Annotated in this window: 16 protein-coding genes; 9 read left to right on the top strand and 7 right to left on the bottom strand. The window is 61.4% G+C overall.

The genetic code is table 11. From position 1 onward, the window contains the following. The first annotated feature begins 54 nt into the window (after positions 1 to 54). The 4 genes from KUF55_RS02785 (at position 55) to iolB (ending at position 4,230) form a co-directional block, all read left to right on the top strand. A complete protein-coding gene (locus tag KUF55_RS02785; RefSeq protein WP_218817927.1) occupies positions 55 to 1,236 on the top strand; it encodes a Gfo/Idh/MocA family protein in 1,182 nt (393 codons plus the stop codon). A 122-nt stretch (positions 1,237 to 1,358) separates the two neighbouring features. Continuing rightward, positions 1,359 to 2,078 carry a Gfo/Idh/MocA family protein gene (locus tag KUF55_RS02780; RefSeq protein WP_218817926.1) on the top strand — a complete coding sequence of 240 codons (720 nt, stop codon included), beginning with the start codon at positions 1,359 to 1,361 and terminating at the stop codon, positions 2,076 to 2,078. Positions 2,079 to 2,558: 480 nt separating this feature from the next. After that, complete coding sequence (locus KUF55_RS02775) at positions 2,559 to 3,299, top strand: GntR family transcriptional regulator (protein WP_218817925.1); 741 nt, start codon at positions 2,559 to 2,561, stop codon at positions 3,297 to 3,299. Positions 3,300 to 3,336: 37 nt separating this feature from the next. Next, positions 3,337 to 4,230, top strand: coding sequence for a 5-deoxy-glucuronate isomerase (iolB, locus tag KUF55_RS02770; RefSeq protein ID WP_218817924.1), 894 nt, complete (start codon positions 3,337 to 3,339; stop codon positions 4,228 to 4,230). Positions 4,231 to 4,376: 146 nt separating this feature from the next. Here the strand turns inward: iolB and KUF55_RS02765 are convergent, their stop codons facing one another. From KUF55_RS02765 to KUF55_RS02740, 6 genes are all read right to left on the bottom strand, one after another. Further along, complete coding sequence (locus KUF55_RS02765; protein ID WP_218817923.1) at positions 4,377 to 5,309, bottom strand: intradiol ring-cleavage dioxygenase; 933 nt, start codon at positions 5,307 to 5,309, stop codon at positions 4,377 to 4,379. A 42-nt stretch (positions 5,310 to 5,351) separates the two neighbouring features. Beyond that, positions 5,352 to 6,290: an aldo/keto reductase gene (locus KUF55_RS02760; protein ID WP_218817922.1), complete on the bottom strand. Its 939-nt coding sequence runs from the start codon at positions 6,288 to 6,290 to the stop codon at positions 5,352 to 5,354. A 96-nt stretch (positions 6,291 to 6,386) separates the two neighbouring features. Beyond that, positions 6,387 to 7,466, bottom strand: coding sequence for a maleylacetate reductase (locus KUF55_RS02755; protein WP_218817921.1), 1,080 nt, complete (start codon positions 7,464 to 7,466; stop codon positions 6,387 to 6,389). A gap of 87 nt (positions 7,467 to 7,553) precedes the next feature. Next, a complete protein-coding gene (mmsB, locus tag KUF55_RS02750) occupies positions 7,554 to 8,786 on the bottom strand; it encodes a multiple monosaccharide ABC transporter permease (protein WP_218817920.1) in 1,233 nt (410 codons plus the stop codon). Beyond that, complete coding sequence (locus tag KUF55_RS02745; RefSeq protein WP_218817919.1) at positions 8,783 to 10,321, bottom strand: sugar ABC transporter ATP-binding protein; 1,539 nt, start codon at positions 10,319 to 10,321, stop codon at positions 8,783 to 8,785. Before KUF55_RS02745 ends, mmsB begins: the two co-directional genes overlap by 4 nt. Before the next feature lie 60 nt (positions 10,322 to 10,381). After that, positions 10,382 to 11,401 (bottom strand): substrate-binding domain-containing protein, encoded by a 1,020-nt coding sequence (locus tag KUF55_RS02740; RefSeq protein WP_370630944.1) that lies wholly within the window; start codon positions 11,399 to 11,401, stop codon positions 10,382 to 10,384. A gap of 386 nt (positions 11,402 to 11,787) precedes the next feature. On the opposite strand from KUF55_RS02740, the gene KUF55_RS02735 reads away from it, so the two are divergent. The 4 genes from KUF55_RS02735 (at position 11,788) to iolG (ending at position 16,665) form a co-directional block, all read left to right on the top strand. Continuing rightward, the gene (locus KUF55_RS02735; RefSeq protein WP_218817917.1) at positions 11,788 to 13,356 is read left to right on the top strand and encodes an IclR family transcriptional regulator; all 1,569 of its coding nucleotides are present in this window, start codon (positions 11,788 to 11,790) and stop codon (positions 13,354 to 13,356) included. Between the two features lie 202 nt (positions 13,357 to 13,558). Then, entirely contained in the window at positions 13,559 to 14,659 is a 1,101-nt protein-coding gene (locus KUF55_RS02730; RefSeq protein WP_218817916.1) for a Gfo/Idh/MocA family protein, read from the top strand. A gap of 2 nt (positions 14,660 to 14,661) precedes the next feature. Further along, positions 14,662 to 15,537 (top strand): sugar phosphate isomerase/epimerase, encoded by an 876-nt coding sequence (locus tag KUF55_RS02725; RefSeq protein ID WP_218817915.1) that lies wholly within the window; start codon positions 14,662 to 14,664, stop codon positions 15,535 to 15,537. A 111-nt stretch (positions 15,538 to 15,648) separates the two neighbouring features. Beyond that, a complete protein-coding gene (gene iolG / locus KUF55_RS02720) occupies positions 15,649 to 16,665 on the top strand; it encodes an inositol 2-dehydrogenase (RefSeq protein WP_218817914.1) in 1,017 nt (338 codons plus the stop codon). A gap of 316 nt (positions 16,666 to 16,981) precedes the next feature. Here the strand turns inward: iolG and KUF55_RS02715 are convergent, their stop codons facing one another. Then, positions 16,982 to 18,013 (bottom strand): LacI family DNA-binding transcriptional regulator, encoded by a 1,032-nt coding sequence (locus tag KUF55_RS02715; RefSeq protein WP_218817913.1) that lies wholly within the window; start codon positions 18,011 to 18,013, stop codon positions 16,982 to 16,984. Positions 18,014 to 18,212: 199 nt separating this feature from the next. Between KUF55_RS02715 and KUF55_RS02710 the strand changes: the two genes are divergently transcribed. Next, positions 18,213 to 19,415, top strand: coding sequence for a phytanoyl-CoA dioxygenase family protein (locus tag KUF55_RS02710; RefSeq protein ID WP_218817912.1), 1,203 nt, complete (start codon positions 18,213 to 18,215; stop codon positions 19,413 to 19,415). The last annotated feature ends 14 nt before the right edge of the window (positions 19,416 to 19,429 follow it).

Below are 19,429 nucleotides of genomic sequence, written 5' to 3'. Positions count from 1 at the left end.
AGCACAACGATTGACCATCAACCACCAATTTTTGCTTTCTAAAGGAGTCATCACATGTCGAATGAAATCAGGGTTGCCGTCATCGGCGCCGGCATGGCGGGCAAGGCCCACGCGGCCGCCTTCCGTAGCGCCTCCACCCTCTACTCGCCCGTCCTACCGCCCATCAAGCTCGTGTCGATTGCTGACATGAATCCCGAGTTCGGCTCCCTTGCCGCTCGCCGCTTTGGCTACGAACGCACTGACACTAGCTGGCAGGCCATTGCCGCGGCCGACGACATTGACGTTGTCAGCGTCGTGATCGCCAATTCGCTTCACCGCCAAGCAGTCGAGGGACTGCTAGCGGCCGGCAAGCATGTTTTGTGCGAAAAGCCGCTAAGCGACACCCTGGAGGATGCCCGTGCCATGGCCGAACTTGCAGCCAATGCCACCGGGATCGCCCGAGTCGGTTTCACCTTCCGCCGTACGCCGGGCATCGCCTATATCCGCGACCTGATCCGCAACGGAGTCTTGGGTAACGTCTTGCACTTCAGTGGCCGGTATTGGACGGACTACGGCTTCGACCCGGCAGCCCCCATGAGCTGGCGATACAAGGGCGGTACCGGATCCGGAGCGCTGGCCGATGTTGGCAGCCATTTGACCTACGTCTCCGAATTCCTCTGCGGCGACATCACCGCAGTCAGCGGTGGTCGGCTGAGCACCGTCATTAAGGAACGCCCGCTTCCCCTGGGCGCCGTCATGGGTCACGACCATGTAGCCGTCAGCGATACATTCGAGGCTGTTGAAAACGACGACTACGCTGCCTTCTCCGCGGATTTCGCCAACGGCGGTTCCGGCGGCTTCGAAGTCTCCCGTGTGGCCGCGGGGCATGCCAATTCGCTGATCTTCGAGGTCTTCTGCGCCAACGGCTCGGCACGCTTCGACCAGCGGCGCCCGTCGGAGATCCAGCTCTTCCTCAACCAAGGCGACAGCGCACAGAACGGCTACCGTCAGGTCATTCTTGGCCCGGAGCACCCCTACCTGTCCGGTGGTCTGCCCATGGATGCACCGAGCGTCGGATTCGGCCAGAACGAGGCCTTTTCCTATCAGGCCCGTGCCTTCCTCGAAGAGGTTGCCGGTGTACCGGAAGCCGACTCGCTGCCGCGTTGCGCCACCTTCGATGAAGGCGTGCGCAACATGGAAATCTTGGACGCGGTGACGGCCTCGGCTCAGGCCAACGGAAAACTCATCACCCTCTAGTTGAACAGCGCACACCGCAAAGCCGGGGCGACGAGCCCAAAGCACCAACAATCGTCGCCCCGGCTGCCCACAGCGCCACAGCACCACACCCACTGATCACCAAGGGAAAGGGTGGCGACCGAATGCATCATGACCCCGATGTCCGCGTCGGCTTAGTCGGCTATGGCTGGGGCGGGCGCTACTTTCATGCGCCAGCCATAGAGGCCGCAGTCGGAGCCGTGCTGGCCGGAGTGGTGAGCACATCGGAGACACGAGGGGTCGAACTGGGCGTCGATTTTCCCGAGGTTCCGTTACACGATTCGCTTGAATCGCTGGTTGCAACCGGCGTCGACGCCCTAGTTCTTTCGGTCCCAGTTCCAGCACGGGAGTCCGTGGTCAAGGCGGCCATGGAATTATGCCCGCTAGTCATCCTGGACAAGCCATTTGCCACCGACGCCGCAGCGGCCAGGGAACTGATCGCCAAAGCACACGCTGCCGGATGCCGCTTGGGCGTTTATCAAAACCGGCACTGGGACACTAACATCACCACGTTGCGATCGGTGCTCGCCGAGGACAGGCTCGGAACGATCCGTGGCTTTGAGTCGGTCTTCGACCAAGACGAACCTCGATCGGTAGAATCCAGGACCAGCGGTGGAGCCCTGCTCGATCTGGGTAGCCACCTGGTGGACCAAGCCCTGTGGCTCTTTGGCGGAGCAGCGCGCGTCTCGGCGACCATGATCTGGACGGACACCTCGTGGGGAATCAACGATTCGGCCTTTACGCTGCGTATTGACCACTCCACTCCAATGGCGTCACCAGCTGGCTTTCGGCAGACAAACTGGCACCCTAGGCGAACCGAATGATCCGAACTCGGGGCGATGCTGGCACTCTCATGCTGGCCGGTCGGGACATTCAGGCAGAGGCCCCACTAAAGGGACAACGACCCGCGGAGAATCCCGCGGCATGGGGAATTGACCCTGCAGATGGTTTCCTCGTAGCCAATGGGCATATGGGCAAAGTGGCCTCAAGACAGGGCAGTTATCACCGGTTTTATGAGTTGCTGGCGGACGCCGTTCGCCACGAAAAACCGCTGCCGGTGTGCGCCTGCCGAGCGGTGGCGACCATGCAGGTGTTGGATGCCGCACGTCTGAGTGCAGCACAAGATGGGCTCGAGATATCCGGCTTCGAAGCCGACAGTGGCAGCTGTCGACGGTGTTGATCGTGTCTTGAAGGCAGGAAAGCTTCAACCAAACACCAACATCTAGACTGCTATGCTCATCTAAAGTTAGTATGTCTTATCAAACTTTTCCCACATGGCACTGGCAATCACACGGAGGAACCCCTTGAGCACGGACTTGAATATCCAGATCGACCGCTCGTCACCGGTTCCCCTTTATCATCAGATTGTCCAGGGCATCGAGGCCGCCATCCACGACGGCACCTTGGAATCGGGTAGCCGGCTGGAAAACGAAATTGATCTCGCGCAACGCCTGAACCTCTCCCGGCCCACGATGCGCAAGGCCATGGACGAGTTGGTCCGCTCGGGACTGCTCGTGCGCAAGCGCGGCGTGGGCACCCAGGTGGTATCAAGCCAGGTGCGCCGTCATTTGGAACTCTCCAGCCTCAATGACGACCTTGAGCGCTCCGGAAAGACGCCCACCACCGAATCACTGAGCTTCAGCCACGGTCCGGCCGACAAACGCGTGGCCGATCTGTTGCAATTGCCAGCGGGCGTGAATGTTTACCACTTCACCAGGCTGCGCAGCGTGGACGGCAAGCCGTTGGCCCTGATGGAAAACTGGGTGCGCGACGACATTGTCAGCATTGACGAACAGGCCCTTAACGAGCGTGGCCTGTATCAGATCCTGCGTGACGCAGGCGTGAACTTCCGTCTGGCCAATCAGCGCATCGGCGCCATGGTCGCCAACGACTATCAGGCTCCATTGCTGAAGGTCGGCGAGGGATCGGCATTGGTCACCATGGAACGTACCGCGGTGGATGATGCGGGGCGCAATGTGGAAACCGGTAGCCATGTCTACCGCGCCGATTCCTACAGTTTTGAAATGACTCTCGTCCAGCGCTAGCGGCGCCGGACGCCAGCTACCTCGAAAGGAAAATACCTTGACAGATTGGGTTTATCCGGCAGGAACAGCCATTGACGGACCATGGACTACCTCCATCGGTGCTGCGGATTCAACGCTGGTAGTCCCCGGCTGGGCACACACCGGCATCAAGATTGCCGAGCTTAAAGCCGGTGAAGAATTATCTCTGCAGGCAGCGGCGGAAGAACGCATCATCATCCCGCTTCAAGGAGCTTTCACCGCGATGGTCAACGGTGAGCATTATGCGTTGGCAGGGCGGCGGTCGGTCTTCGAGGGACCATCGGACGTGCTCTATACCGGTATTAACACGGCGGTGAGCGTTGCTTCACCCGCAGGAGGTCGCTTTGCCGTGGCCCTGGCACCGGCCAAAGCGTCCTACCCGACTCGACTGATTACAGCGGCTCAGACGCCGGTTGAGCTTCGGGGAGCGGGCAACTGCTCTCGGCAAGTCCACAACTTTGGCACTCCCGCGGCGCTGGAAGCTGACCGCTTTATTGTCTGTGAGGTCATCACCCCGTCGGGCAATTGGTCCTCTTACCCGCCGCACAAGCATGACGAAGAAAAAGACGGGGAAACCAACCTCGAGGAGATCTACTACTTCGAGACCCGGGTCGCGCAAGATTCGCGGGCCCCGGAGTCCTCCGATCCGATCGGTTATGCCCGGGTTTATGCGTCGGACCAGCGTCCCATCGATGTGACCGCCGAGGTGCGCACCGGTGACGTCGTCTTGGTTCCCTACGGTTGGCATGGACCCGCCATGGCTGCACCGGGCTACGACTTGTATTACCTCAACGTCATGGCCGGACCGGGTCGCGTACGAGAGTGGCTGATCAGCGATGACCCGCACCACGGCTGGGTTCGTGAGACGTGGGACAAGGCTACGATCGACCCACGGTTGCCCTTCACCCCTTAGGCACATGTCCTCCAAGGAGCCGGTTCCCCCATCTCGGGGAAACCGGCTCCTTGTAGTAGGGCCCGCCCCATACACAACCCGTCGGGAGCTTCCTCGGCCAATTCAGGCCATGAGAAGTGGCCGATTCACAAGCGGGACGTCGTTCCTCAAGCCACTTCGGGGGCCAAAACGATGTCGAATCGCACCCTTGACCAGTCACTCTCCACGAGTTCGCGTCCGTCGGGCGCCGGCGTTCCCGGGAGTTGGTGCTCGAAGTCCTTGACAAGGCTGTCCTTGACGCCAAAAACAGTGTCGGACTTGATCAGTTCGTCGCCTCGCACGAAAATATGCGTCACCAAGGTGCGGAAACCTGGGGCAGTCACCATGAAGTGAAGGTGTGATGCCCTCATGGGCGACCGACCGGTGGCTTCCAACATCTTGCCGACCGGGCCATCGTGTGGAATTGGGTACGGGGTTGGCGTCAGGCCCCAGAAGTTGTAGCTTCCTGCGTCATTGCTAAAGAGGTGTGCCCGGCCCGATACCCGATCGTCGGTGTACTGGACATCGTAGAATCCGTCTTCATCGGCTTCCCACACCTCAATGCGCGCGTTGGGAATGGCGTTTCCGTCCACATCCTTGACGCTGCCTTCCACCCAGCAGGGCTGTCCGACACCGGCACCGGCAATGTCGCCGCCATTGGCGATGAGGGGGGCATCGTCAACAAAGAACGGCCCGAAGACGGTGGCTTCGGTGGCGTTACCCACGGCTTCGTTGTTGACGTTGATCGTCTGCATCGAAGCGCCCAGAACATCCGAGAGCAAGATGAACTCCTGGCGCCGGTCGTCGGTGATGTGGCCGACGGCCGTGAGAAATTCAATGGACCTTTCCCACTCGGCTTCCGTGAGCCGGACCTCGCGGATGAAGGCGTGCAGGTGGCGCACCAGCGACTGCATCAATCGCTTGGTCCGCGGCTCGGTGCATTGCTCGAAGGACCGAAGAACGTTTTCGATCAGTCGTGCTTCAACGTCGGACTGCGCCGGGGAAATTGCCGCCCGGTTGGCATCGTCCGCTGTGCGTGTTTCTTCAGTTAAACTGCTCATGCTGTTTCCTCCTCGTGGTTGGTGGCCAGGCACCAAAGATGTTTACGGTTGTGAAGCTTCGTCCAAAAGCTGCACTTCGCCTTCGGTTAGGGCCAGATGCATGTTGGCCACTAGTGGCTCGAGTTGTGCCACGGTGCGCGCACTGACAATCGGAGCCGTGACCCCGGTTTTCGCCCTCAGCCACGCCAAGGCAATCGGCGCGAAGGGGCACGCGCGGCCGGTCGAAACCTGCGCGAGGGCACCCAGCACCTTTTCGCCGCGAGCCGTCAGGTACCGTTTAGCATCGGCCGCCCGAACGCTGTCGACATCGTGGGCGCTCCGGTACTTCCCGGTCAGGAATCCGTGGGCGAGCGAATAGTAGGGATAGACGTCAAGGGAGTGTTTTTGCGCCAGTGGCAGGAGCGACGCCTCGACGTCGCGTTCCATGAGGTTATATTGGGGTTCGAGGGCTACCGGTAGATGGAAGCCTTCGCGTTCGCTGATCTCAAGCCACTGGGTGATCCGCTCCGGTGAATAGTTGGAGATGCCGATCGAGCGGATCTTACCCTGGTCCACCAGCCCCGACATTGCCTCAATGCTCTCCACCAGCGGCGTGGAAGGATCATCAAAATGCGCGTAGTAGATGTCGAGGTAATCGAGCCCCAGTCTGGTCAACGAACCGTCCACGGCTGCGTTGATTGTCGCCGGAGCCATCCCCGAGAGCTGCGGATGGTGGCTCACTTTCGAGGCCACCAGAAGCTTGTCCCGGTCATCGCGCCGCGCAAGCCACGACCCAATGATTGTTTCGGCTTCGCCTCCGGAGTTGCCCTCGGCCCAGTAGGAGTACGAGTCCGCGGTGTCAATGAAGTTTCCACCCGCCGCCACGTACCCATCGAGGATCCTGTGGGAAACCTCAACATCGGCGGTCCAGCCGAAGACATTGGTCCCGAGCACCATCGGCGCTACCTTGATTTGTTGTGAAACTGCTAGCTGTGAAGGCATGGTCAAACTCCAGAACGTACGGGTGCGCGCCAGGTGCGCACCGGGGATGCGAGAGCTCCAGCGTCCAGATCTGAACGCCACGCGGGCATGTGGTGGTTAGGCTGAAGGATTTTCACGTGGTTTGTCTCCTGCCCAGGCATCACGAAGGATCCCTCGAACCGCGGCCAGATCGATGGGTCGGGGGTTGCCATAGGAGTAGCTGGTGACTTGTTCGGCAATCCGCTCGATGTCTTCCTCCAGCATTCCCAGCTCGGCCAGCGAGCGCGGGGCTCCGAGTTCTTCGGCCAGCTCCCACAGTTTTAATGCCGGATCGTCCACGTCCCCCAGGGCTCGGGACAGTGCCGACTTTGCCGCCGGGGCGGCTGGCTGGTTGAATGCCAACGCGTAGGGAAGGACAACCGTGTGAGTCTGGGCATGGGGAAGGTTCAGGGTTCCGCCCAGTGCGTGGCAGAGCTTGTGGTGAAGCGACATCGTCGTCGCCCCGAGGCAAGCGCCGCAGAGCCATGCCCCGTACAGCGCGTTGCTCCGGGCTTCCAAGTCGGTGGGGTTCTCCACAATGGACGGCAGCGCCGCGACTAGGGCGCGGACCCCGTCCTCGGCCATCAGGGAAATGATGGGCGTCGCATCCGGCGCATACAGGGCTTCGACCGCGTGCGCAATGGCATTGATGCCGCTGGTCACCGACATCGCTGCCGGTAATGTCGCACTCAGTTCCGGGTCGTAGACGACGCTGCGGGGAAGCACCCGGGGATCCCTGCCGGTCTCCTTCCGTCCGTTGGTCGTCAGGCCCCAGACAGGGGTCATTTCCGAACCCGCATACGTCGTGGGTACGGCAACAATCGGCAGATTGTGGTTCAGGGCGATAGCCTTGCCCAAGCCGATGGCCGACCCGCCGCCAACGGTGACGCACCCGTCGGCCCCTACCCGTGCCGCCTCGTCGCTGGCGCGTTGCGCAGCTTCGGCGGGCACGTGCATCACCGCTTCGGCCAGGACTCCGACCGCACGTGCACCAAGGATTCCGGCAATTTGGTCGCCGGTGTCTTTCTGTTCCGGTGAGCACAGGACCAGGACCCGATTCAGTCCAAGGTGGTCAAGCTCGGCGGGCAGCTCTGCCAGGGCACCCGCTCCGAACCGGACTCGCATGGGAAGTGCGTCGTAGGTGAATTGCGTGGTCATTGAATGGACTCCTCCGTGGGATGTTTCGTGTGCAAGATGGTTTTTCGTTCCACCGTCGGTGGTATTCCGGAATTGTTGTTCGCGGGCCTAGTGGGCACCCGCGCGGCGCTTGTTCCAGATGTCGAAGGCTACGGCGAGCAGGAGCACTAGGCCCTTGACCACGGACTGCAGGGACTGGTCGATGCCCATCAGCTGCATGCCGTTGCTCATGACCGCCATGATCAGGCCACCGGCCATGGCCCCTACGACCTTGCCAACGCCTCCGGTGACCGCCGCGCCACCAATGAAGGCCGCCGCGATGGCATCGAGTTCAAACATGTTCCCGGCACCCGGCTGGGCGCCATTGGTGCGTGAGGAAAAGACGATTCCAGCCACGGCCGAGAGCAAGCCCATGTTGACGAAGATCCAAAAGTTCACTGCACGGACCTTGACGCCCGAGAGCGAAGCGGCGGCCAAGTTGCCGCCAATGGCGTAGACCTGGCGGCCGAACACGGTGTGCTGCATCATCACGGTGTAGGCCATGATCAATACGGCCAGCATGATCAACACGACCGGCAACCCGCGGGCCGAGGCCAGCTTCCAGGCGAATGCCATCACGAGCACGCCCACGGCCAGGATTTTGAGGGCAAACAGCGAAAGTGGCGGGACCGGCTGGTGGTACCCCATGCGGGCCTTGCGCGAGCGGTACTGGCTCACGGCAAACCCGACGACACCGAGCGCGAAGACAACCAAGGTGAATACGTCATAGCCGTATCCGCCGAGCCATCCGTTGATGAATCCCGAGGCGATGACCCCGTATTCGTCAGGGAACGGCGAAAGCGAGACATTGTCCAGGACGAAGAGGGTCAGTCCCCTGAATAGAAGCATGCCGGCAAGGGTCACAATGAAGGCCGGAATGCCGACGTAGGCAACCCAGAAACCATGCCAGGCACCGATCAACAGTCCGGTGGCCAGCGCCGCCAGAACGCCGACCCACCAGGGCAGGTCGTATTTGATGACCGTGATCGCCGATATCGCGCCCGTCAGGGCCACCACGGACCCGACCGACAGGTCGATGTGCCCGGCGATGATCACGATGACCATACCGATGGCCAGAACCAGGATGTAGGAGTACTGCAAGACGATGTTGGTAACGTTTCCGGCCGACAACGAAGCCCCGCCGGTGATGAGGGCGAACAAGGCAACCAGTGCCACGAGGGCGACGTATATTCCACTGGTGCGCAGGTTTCGCGTCAGGGCAAGGCGCAGTTCGCCCAAGCCATTTTTTTCGGGAGGCTGGGCGAGGGCGCCCTTGGGTCCGCGGGAGGCTGTGACAGTCATCCTATTGCTTCCTTTTCTTTGGTCATGAGAGTCATGAGTTTTTCTTCATTCGCTTCCGCCACCGGAAGTTCACCGGTGATCCGCCCACCGGAGAGCGCGTAGATCCGGTCACAGGTGCCCAGCAGCTCCAACAGGTCCGAGGAAATCACCACGACGGCCTTGCCCGATTCCACGAACTCGTTGATCAGGGTATAGATCTCGAACTTTGCACCGACATCGATCCCTCGGGTGGGTTCATCGATGATCAGCACATCGGGGCCAGTCAACAACCACTTGGACAGGACGACCTTCTGTTGGTTGCCGCCGGAGAGCTTGCCCACCACCGATTGGACGCTCGGGGCCTTGATCCGCATAGAATCCATCGAGTGCCTGGCCAGCTTCGCTTCCAGGTTGGCATCCACGAACCCCCATTTGGCCAGCTTCGGCAGCGCCGCCCCGGAGACGTTGCGCGTGATCGTATCGAGCAGGTTCAAGCCCAGTTGTTTCCGGTCCTCGGTCACATATGCCAGTCCGAGCCCGATCGCCTCGGCCACCGTGCGGGGAGCAACCGGTTTGCCGTGTATCAGCGTCTGCCCCGAGACGAATCGGCCGTAGGACCGCCCGAAGAGGCTCATGGCCAGTTCGGTGCGGCCGGCTCCCATGAGACCAGCGATGCCCACGACTTCACCCGAGCGAACCTCGAACGAGGCACCGTCAACCACCAACCGATCCTGTTGGGAGTGGCGCACAGTCCAGTCCCGAACTTCCAAGACCACTTCCCCGGGCGTTGGGGTCCGTTCCGGGTAAAAGGACTCGAGATCCCGGCCCACCATGCTGCGCACGATGCGGTCAACGTTTACATCGGGTGCCATCATGTCCAGAGTTTCAACGGTCTGCCCGTCACGGATCACGGTCGTGCGGTTGGCTGTCGCCTCGATCTCATTGAGCTTGTGCGAAATGATAATGGAGGTGATTCCCCGTTCCTGCAGTGAGCGCACCAGGTCGAGCAGGTGGGCGGAGTCGTTGTCGTTCAGGGCAGCGGTCGGCTCATCAAGAATGAGGAGTTTTACGTCCTTGGCCAGAGCTTTGGCAATCTCCACCAGCTGCTGCTTTCCCACACCAAGTAGTCCGACCGGCGTCGTGGGTTCCTCGCCCAGGCCCACCGTATTCAGCAACTCCGCGGCTTCGGCCTGGGTTTTGTGCCAGTCAATCAGCCCTCCGCGGCCCCGGCGTTCATTGCCCAGGAAGATGTTCTCGGCGATGGACAAGTGCGGAACCAGCGCCAGTTCCTGGTGGATGATCACGATGCCGGCGCGCTCGGAATCTCGAATTCCGGAGAATTCGCAGGTCTTGCCCTCAAAGAGGATTTCACCCCCGTAGCTGCCATGGGGGTAGACACCCGAGAGCACCTTCATCAGCGTGGACTTGCCCGCGCCGTTTTCACCGCAGATGGCGTGCACTTCCCCACGCTCCGCGGAGAAGGTGACATCCGCCAGCGCCTTCACACCGGGGAAACTCTTGGTGATGGAACGCATTTCCAGAATGTAATCAGGCATCGTGCAGTCCTATCGATTCTCTAGTAATTGTGTGGTCCTGAGGCTGAAAGCGGGAAGCTGTCAGAGTCTGCCCGTCTTGATCTGCTCGGCGGTGTAGTAGTCCGAGTCCACCAGGAGCTTCTTGATGTTGTCCTTGAAGACCACTTCGATCGGCATGAGGAAGGAGGGGACCACTTCGGCACCGTTGTCATACGACGTCGAGTCGTTGACCTCCGGTTCCTGCCCGTTGAGCAGATCCTCGGTCGCATTAACGGCCTGGGCCGCGAGCAGCTTGGTGTTCTTGAAAACCGTTGCGTACTGGACATCGTCGTTGATCAGCTTGATCGACGCGATCTCCGCGTCCTGGCCGGTGGTGATCGGCATGGGATGTGCGCCAGTTCCGTGCTTCGGTCCGTAGCCGGAGTTGCCCAGAGCTGTGATTGCGCCGCGGGCGACGCTGTCGTTGGGGGTCAGAACCGCATCAAGGGAGGTTCCGTCGGAATAGCTGGACGTGATCAAATTGTCCATGCGGGACTGGGCTTCCTGCTGCGACCAATCCTTGGTGGCAATCTGCGAGAGCTTCGTCTGGCCCGACGCGACCACGATCGTGCCGTCGTCAATGTATTTCTGCAACACGGACATGCCCCCGTCGTAGACGAAGGTTGCGTTGTTGTCGTCGAGCGATCCGCCGAAGAGCTCGACGTTAAACGGGCCCTTGGCCTTGCCTTCCGACCCGTCCTCGTTCAGGATGTCCAGGCCGGTCAACAACGCCTTGCCTTGTTCCGCCCCTACCTTGTAGTTGTCAAAGGTGACGTACAGGTCAACATCCGGGCTGTTCCGGATCAACCGGTCGTAGGAAATGATGGGGATCTCGGCATTAACCGCCGCCTGTAGCTGCGGTGCCAGGGCCGTGCCGTCAAGAGGGGCAAGGATCAGCAGATCGGCCCCGCGCGTAATCATCTGGTCCACCTGCTGCTGCTGCGTGGGAATGTCGTTGTTCGCGTACTGCAGGTCCACCTGATAACCGAGGTCCTCCAGTCCCTTCTGGATGGCCTTCCCATCGGTGATCCAGCGCTCCTCATCCTGGCTGGTCAGCGACACCCCAATTCTGATGTCAGTGGGTTCCTGGCTCTGCCCATTCGTCGATCCGCCCGTGGCACCCGGACCGCCACAACTTGAAACCAGCAAGGTTGCGGCCATTGCGGCACCAGCCAGAAAGATTCGTCTTTGCATGTCTTCTCCCGAAGTTGAAACGAGCTGCTTGTCGTGTGTGCGCTGTCTTCGGTTTCCTCTGGTGCGAGCTACCGACGCCTAGTGTCATAGAATGGACAACGTGTTCAGACAGTATCACATGATCTAAATCACTGCGAGACTGGTTAACTGGACCCAGAGCCAAGATTTTCCCTTTCGTCGGGAACAGGCAAAACTGGACTAATCGCCGCCGCAGGAATGGGTAAGCCGTGAATGGACAAGTCAAGGAGCATAAAATGAAACCCGCAGCGAATGTAATCCAGCTGGTCGCGAAGGCAACCCAGGTGATCGATGAAATATCTAACCTCGGGCCATCGACGTCGGCGGAACTGGCCAAGGCCGTGGAGGAGCCACGCCCCTCGGTGTATCGGATCGTTTCCGCATTAGAACAGCCTGGCCTGGTGCGGCGCTCCGAAGACGGCCGCATTGAACTCGGGACACAGATCCTGCACCTCGGGGAGGCCGCGGCCGATGCAATCATTGACCGAAAAGTTCTGGCCGAGCAGCTGGATGCCGTCCAGCGGCAGCTGGGGCTCACGGCATCCTTCTGGATCCCCCGCAACGAGACCGCGGTGTGTCTGGAACAGGTAGACGCCACCGATGTCGACCTATTCGAACTCTCTTCCGGGCGCATTCTGCCCATGCACGCAGGCGCAGCATCCCACGTACTTCTGGCCTTCCAACCCGAGGAAGTCCGGGAAAGCGTGCTGGGCGCAGCGCCGTACGACAGGCTGTCCTCCAAGACCCCGATTGACGCTGACACTTTGCGGAATCACATCGAGGAAACCAGGCGCCAGGGCTGGCGATTGGAGGTCAATGAAGTCGTAGACGGGATCGCAGCCATCAGCTTCCCGGTGCTAAATCCCGATGGCACGATATTCGGTTCACTCACGGCCGCTGGCCTCGTGGACCAAGTCCTCCTCCAGCAGGACGAAGCTAGGGACGTGATCGGCGAGGCCGCGCGGACCCTGACCGAAGCCATGCTGCATTTTATTCCAAAGCCAACCGCGCGTGTGCTCAGCACGAGTACGGACAACAGCCCATCGATCGTCGCCAAGGCCAACGCGCTCATGGAGGCCCTTGCCAACGAGCGCATCTCAACCTCCGCTCGACTGACCGAGCTTCTTGACGAGCCGGTCAGTTCGGTCTATCGCATGCTCGCCACCCTCGCCGAGGCAGGCTGGGTTGAGCAACTGGGACCTCGCGGCGCCTTCCGGATCGGTAGCAAACTCATCTCGCTGTCCGGCAAACTACTCAATGACCTGGACTTGCGCCGCGCAGCGGTTCCCGTCCTTCGTTCAATTCATGAAGCAACGGGCGAATCGGCCTTCATGTGCATCCGGCGAAACACCAGGGCCGTCTGCATCGAACGGGTCGACGGGAAGCGCGTGAACAGCCGCTTGCTGGCACTGGGCGGTTCGCTGCCACTGCATACCGGCGCAGCCCCACGCGCACTTTTGGCCTTTGAGGACCGGCAGACTTGGGAAGACTACGCGAGCATCGTTTCGCAGAATGCCGACATCCAATTCGACGTGCGCGCTCGGACGAAGTTCTACTCGGAACTCGAGGCCATCCGCTCCGCGGGATACTCCTTGAGTGATGACGAGCTAACACCGGGCATCGCGGCAATCGGCGCCCCGATTTTTGACCACAAGGGGCACGTTGTCGCCTCCCTTTGCGTCAGCGGCCTGCGCGAAGGCATTCTTGCGGAACCGGAAGATGGTCGCACCGTGATTGAACTGGCCCGTGAGGGAGCCCGCCACCTCTCGGAGTACCTCGGCGCTCCGACCCCAGCGCAACCCTAACCACTTTCATCAGCTGATCGACCCGTCCACTCTGTGACTTGACCCCTCATGATGTGACATGCAATACTTTGGACACACTGTCCAATAGATGCGACTAGGTCGAAATAGACAACCTGGAATCCGCATGGCCATGACCGATCCGGATCCACGTGCCCTCGTACCAAACGAAAGCGCTCGGGAAACAGCTACAGGAGATAACTCGATGAAACCTATCGTTGTGGGACTGCTTGGAATCACCCACCCGCATGCATCCGCCCGCGTCAGGGCGCTGCGTGAAATTGAGAACGTGGAAGTAGTTGCTGCCGCCGATGAAGACCCGCGCTTGGGATACTTCGCCGAGAAATACGATGTCGAGCTTCGCGACATCGACGGGGTGCTCAACGACGAGCGGATCAACGCCGTCATGATCCACTCCAAGAGCAAGGACATGGTCCCCCACGCACTGCGCGCCTTGGCTGCCGGCAAGTCAGTGGTCGTGGAAAAGCCCGGAGGCGGAACGGTTCTGGACCTTATGCAGCTTGCCGAGGCCGAGCATGGGGTCCCCTCGACGCAGGTTGTCCAGGTGGGCTACAACGTACGACTCGCAGAGTCGATCACGCGGGCCAAGAATCTCATCGACGATGGAGCCATCGGCGAGGTCGTCACCGTTTCGGCCCGAGGCGCCGCGATGGTTGGCGAACATGTCACCGACCATCTGAACCAGCCGGCCGACATGGGCGGAGTCCTGTGGATCCTCGGCTGCCACATGCTTGATTCGCTGGTCCACATGTTTGGCACACCGGAGTCCGTCAACGCCCGCGTGCACAAGTCCACGCGGCTCTCAGACGAAAAAAGCCGGGAAGATTCCGCATCGGTGTTGCTGAACTACCCCGATATGTCCGCCACCTTCAGCTTCGATGGCCACGACAAACTCGAATGGTTCGAAAGCTCCCGCATCTTCGTCTACGGCACACGGGGAATGATCGAGATCGGCATTCTTCCCCAACGCTTGCGCGTTTACTTGGACGAGGCCGCCGCAGTGCTGCCGGCGGGTTGGACCGAATGGACCGAAAGCTACTTCACCCCACCCTTCGCGCGGACCGAAGGCAACAAGTTTTCCGAACTTCCCGAGCTGGAGAACATCAGTAACTTCCGCACCGAAATGCGTGGCTGGGTCGACAGCATTCGCACCGGTGCACCCAACGTGGCCCCGGTGTCCGATGCCCTGACCGTGGCCCGCATTGTTGATGCCTGCTACCGTTCGAGCAACAACGCCGGAGGCATGGCCAACATCGTCGAACCAACACTCATTGAGGTGCCCTGAACATGCAGACCACTGACTCCGGCAAACCAACTCCGGAACTGATTGCCACGTGCTGGACCAGCGCCGGGAATGCCGCGCCGCTGGGTGCCACGGAGCGCAGCCCACTACCGATTGCGGAACGCATCGCCGCAGTCGCCGACACCGGATGGGCTGGCATCGGCCTGGTCCATGACGATCTGCTGGCAGCCCGTGACACGATCGGCTACGAAGAGCTGGGGCGGCAGATCCGCGGCGCCGGAATCAACATCATCGAAGTCGAGTTCATCAACGGCTGGTGGTCCACCGGGGCAGAGCGCAAGACCGCAGATAAGGTCCAGGCCGAGCTTTTCGAGGCAGCCACCCTGCTGGGCGCCAGGCACATCAAGGTGGGAGCAGGCAACGCCGATGAGCCACTGCCCAACGCATTAATGACCAGTGCCTTCTCCGATCTCGCTGACGAAGCTGCCGATGCCGGCATCCGATTAGCCCTGGAGGCCACCCCTTTCTCCAACCTGCGCACCACCGCCGAGGCGATCCAGGTGGTGACCGCGTCGGACAGCCCCTCGGCCGGGCTGATGATCGACATCTGGCACACCGCCAAATCGGGGCTTTCACACGAGGAACTCTGGCAGATCACCCCGATGGACCGCGTGTTCGCCGTGGAAATCGACGACGGGTTCCACAAGACCGACGGGACCTTGTTCGAGGACACCATCAACAACCGTGCTTACTGCGGCCACGGCGAATTCGCCACCTCAACATTCGTCAGGCTGGCCATTGAGGCCGGGTACCAGGGACCGTGGGGAGTGGAGATCATTTCCCGCGAACACCGGGCAACACCCCTGCATGAAGGACTCCGGCGGGCCTTCGACACCGCCATCGCTTCTTTCCCCGGCTAGGCCCCAGCAACCACCCCGTGCCCCAGGCACAAAAACCGTCAAGGTGCAGCACACTTGCCGCCCTAGACAGCCGTGACTACGGATTCCCCATTCTTGAAAGGACTACACCCCATGACTTCACCTCGCCCGTTGCGCATGGCGCTTTTCGGCTCTGGCCGGATTGGTCAAGTACACGCCCGCAATCTTGCCGCTCACCCGGACATCGAGCTCGTTCTCATTGCCGACCCGTTTATTGATGGCGCCCGCAAACTTGCGGAACTGACCGGGGCCCGTGCGGTACAGGATCCGGAAGAAGTGTTTGCCGAGCCCGACTTGGACGGAGTGATCATTGGATCACCGACCAACACCCACGTCGATCTCATCACCCGCGCCGCAGCCCATGGACTCGCCGTCCTGTGCGAAAAGCCCATCGATCTGGATCTGGCCACTGTCATGGAGTGCCGCGATAAGTTGAAGGACACGAACGTGCCCATCATGCTCGGCTTCAACCGGAGGTTTGACCCAAGCTTCGCATCCATCAACGCGCGCGTTGCCGCCGGCGAAATCGGATCGTTGGAACAGGTCACCATCATCAGCCGCGACCCGGCTCCGGCTCCCCGCGATTACATCGAAACCTCTGGCGGAATTTTCCGTGACATGACGATCCACGACCTGGACATGGCCCGTTTCTTCGTGGAGAACATTGTGGAGGTCACAGCAGTGGGCTCCAACCAGTTCAGCAGCGACATTGAGGAGCTGGGCGACTATGATTCCGTCGTTGTCACGTTGCGTGGCAGCCGTGGCGAGCTCATCACGATCACCAATTCCCGCCATTGCGCCTACGGGTACGATCAGCGGCTGGAAGCTTTCGGCTCCGAGGGAATGTTGGAAGCCAAGAACATCACACCGACCACGGTCCGCAAGTACGGAGCGGCCGGTACTGCCGAGGGCGAGGCTTACATGCCCTTCTTCCTGGAACGCTACACACAGGCCTACCAGCGTGAGTTGGATGCCTTTGCGCAAGCCATCCGCAATGGCGGCCCCTGCTCGCCTAGTTTCGACGACGGGGTTGCGGCCCTGGTACTGGCCGATGCGGCACTCGAGTCCGCGAAAACGGGCAAGACGGTGAAGGTCACCAAGCTTTCGTAACAACCGGCGGCGGAGAATTATCCCGACGTCCTTGACCTCGATAGGGGGTGGTTTTCTCCCAGCAATCCGCTGGGAGAAAACCACCCCCGTTTTTTGCCTTCCATGGTGCCGGGACGAGCCAAGTGGACAATGACACGACGGAGGCTCACCGCTGAGCGCCGAGATGTTTTGGCCAGGGTCGCGCGCTGTCGGCACTCCACGGGGCTACTGCGGAAACCACGCGGCGGTTCGGGGACCTATCGACGCACAATCGCGTGCTTGTCACCGAATGGTTCCGAGCAGCACGGCGAGTGCTCTTCCGCGCAGTATCGCAGGCCTACCGATGTGGCCCTGGTGGCATGTTGTACGGGGTGATCACGTCAATGGGCGTGGGCGGCGGCGTCCACCCTCCGGGTAGTGCCCCGTGGAAATGCATCAGCGCCCGGCAGGCCGAATGCATATCGCCCTGCAGCTTGTGGTGAAGGACCACGCTGAGGGTCCCGTCGGCGAGCAGCAGGGCATTTTCCGGGTTGAGGTCATGGCCGATGAACACCTTGGGCATGTGCCCGGCTTCCCGCCAGGCCCGGGCCAGGCCGGGGTTTCCCCCGCCCGGTGAATATACGCCTGACAGGTCAGGGTATTCGGCGAGCGCCGCACGCATCAGCTCAAAGGCGGTACTGTCCAAGCCATCAGAGGCAGGCAGGAAGTGAACGTCCCTCCGCCCGCCCAGGGAACGCATCGTGGCGCGGAACCCCATCTCCCGCTCTTCCTCGCCCTGGAAGATCCCGCTGCTCAGTGTCACGGCCACCGATCCGTGGCGTCCGACCAGCCATGAGTGCATCAGGTAGGCCGCGGTCGCACCGGCGGCCCGGTTGTCCATGCCGACATAGGCCAGACGGGGGCTGCGAGGAAGGTCGGTGACGAAGGTGACCACGGGGATCCCGGCCTGGAACAGGCGTTGGACAGCCGCGGCAATCTCCGGGGTGTCCGGAGCCTTGAGCAGGACCCCGTGCGAGCCGCGCCGAATGATGGCATCAAGCTCGAGCACTAGCGAACCTGCTGCCCAACGTTCGCGCATGTGGAAACGGGCACGGAATGCCGCCGGACGCAGCAACGGCAATTCGGCTTCAAGTGCACGACGGGCCGCCATGTGGAAGCGTGCCGGGGCATCCACCACCACGTCGATCATGAACTGACGGCCGGAGAGCTCAAGCTGCGTGCTTTGTGCTTCCAGATCGACAATGGCCTGCTTCACCTGCCCGATGGTTCCGGCACGGACGCCGGCTCTGGCGTGGATGACCCGGTCCACCGTGGCGTCGCTGACCCCCGCCTGCCGGGCAATTTCCCGGATGGAAAACCTGTGCGCCACGATGATGCCTTCCTGAGGTGTTTTTGATGGACTCCACCCTAGTATCCCACTCCCGAATATTCGGAGAATGGTACGTAGCCGAAAGCAGAATCAGCCCCGACCACCGCACGAAGACGTTGTGGCACTGCTGAGGGTTTCCTGAGGCACCCAATTCCCACCGGACAGTTCTACGCACCGGTCTTCCGAAAGGACAATTTCCGTGACCATCACCCCAACCTCCACCGCCGCCGCCAGCCGTTGGTTCCGCACCGAAGCCTGCAATCTGGAGGACTTTAAGCAGGTCGTGTCCGCGACCACGCGGTTGGAAGACTACCCGTATGCCGATGCCGTGGAGCAGAACGTGCTCATTTACGGCCCGCGACTGCATTCCTACTTGGACGACCCGGCCGAGCGCACCGATGTCCAGGCCGAATTGGCCAAGGCGCTCATCGAGGGCCCGGGCATCGTGGTCTTCAAGGGCGCCTTCCCCGATCTGGGCGTCGTGGACCGTGCCACCGACGCCTTCAACCGCCTGATCGCGGCCCAGAAGGCCGCAGGGGTCACCGGCGGGGACCACTTTGCCAAGCCCGGTGCCAACGACAGGGTCTGGGGTGCCCTGGACAAGCTGGCTCTCGCCGATCCGGAGGTCTTCGCCGCCTACTATGCCTCGGATATTCTCGCCCTGGTGTCGGAGGCCTGGCTAGGACCCAACTACCAGGTGACCAGCCAGGTCAATGTGGTGAATCCCGGCGGCAGCGCCCAACGCGCGCACCGCGACTACCACCTGGGATTCATGTCCGCCGAGCAGGCCGCTGCCTACCCTGCCCACGCCCATCTGCTCACCCCGGCGCTGACCCTGCAGGGGGCCGTCGCGCATTGCGACATGCCCCTGGAATCGGGTCCCACCCTCTACCTACCGCACTCCCACAAGTACGCCCCGGGCTTCCTGGCCTTCCACCGGGAGGACTTCACCGAATACTTTCAGGCCAATTATGCCCAGCTGCCTTTGTCCAAGGGAGATGCGGCGTTCTTCAACCCGGCGTTGTTCCATGGAGCCGGCACCAACGTTTCAGCCGACATCAAGCGCATGGCAAACCTGCTCCAGGTCTCCTCCGCCTTCGGACGGGCCATGGAAACGGTGGACCGCACGGCCATGAGCAAGGCCCTGTACCCGGTGCTGCTGGAACTCAAATCCGCGGGGTCCTCGGAGGCCGCCCTGCACAACATCATTGCCGCCTCGGCGGAGGGCTATGCCTTCCCCACCAATCTGGATCTGGACCAGCCAATCGGAGGGCTCGCCCCACAGTCACAGGCCGAGCTGGTGGCCGAGCACCTCGCGCGCTCCGGATCCCCCGCCGAGCTCAACGAGGCGTTGGACGCACAGGGAGCCCGGCGCCTGAGCACCGGGCTCCCTACGGCCTAGCCTGGGATTGCCAG

The organism is Paeniglutamicibacter sp. Y32M11, from assembly GCF_019285735.1.
In the GTDB taxonomy this organism is placed as follows: domain Bacteria; phylum Actinomycetota; class Actinomycetes; order Actinomycetales; family Micrococcaceae; genus Paeniglutamicibacter.
Note: the sequence above shows the minus strand (reverse complement) of the source record. Positions and strands in the feature narration are given on the sequence as shown.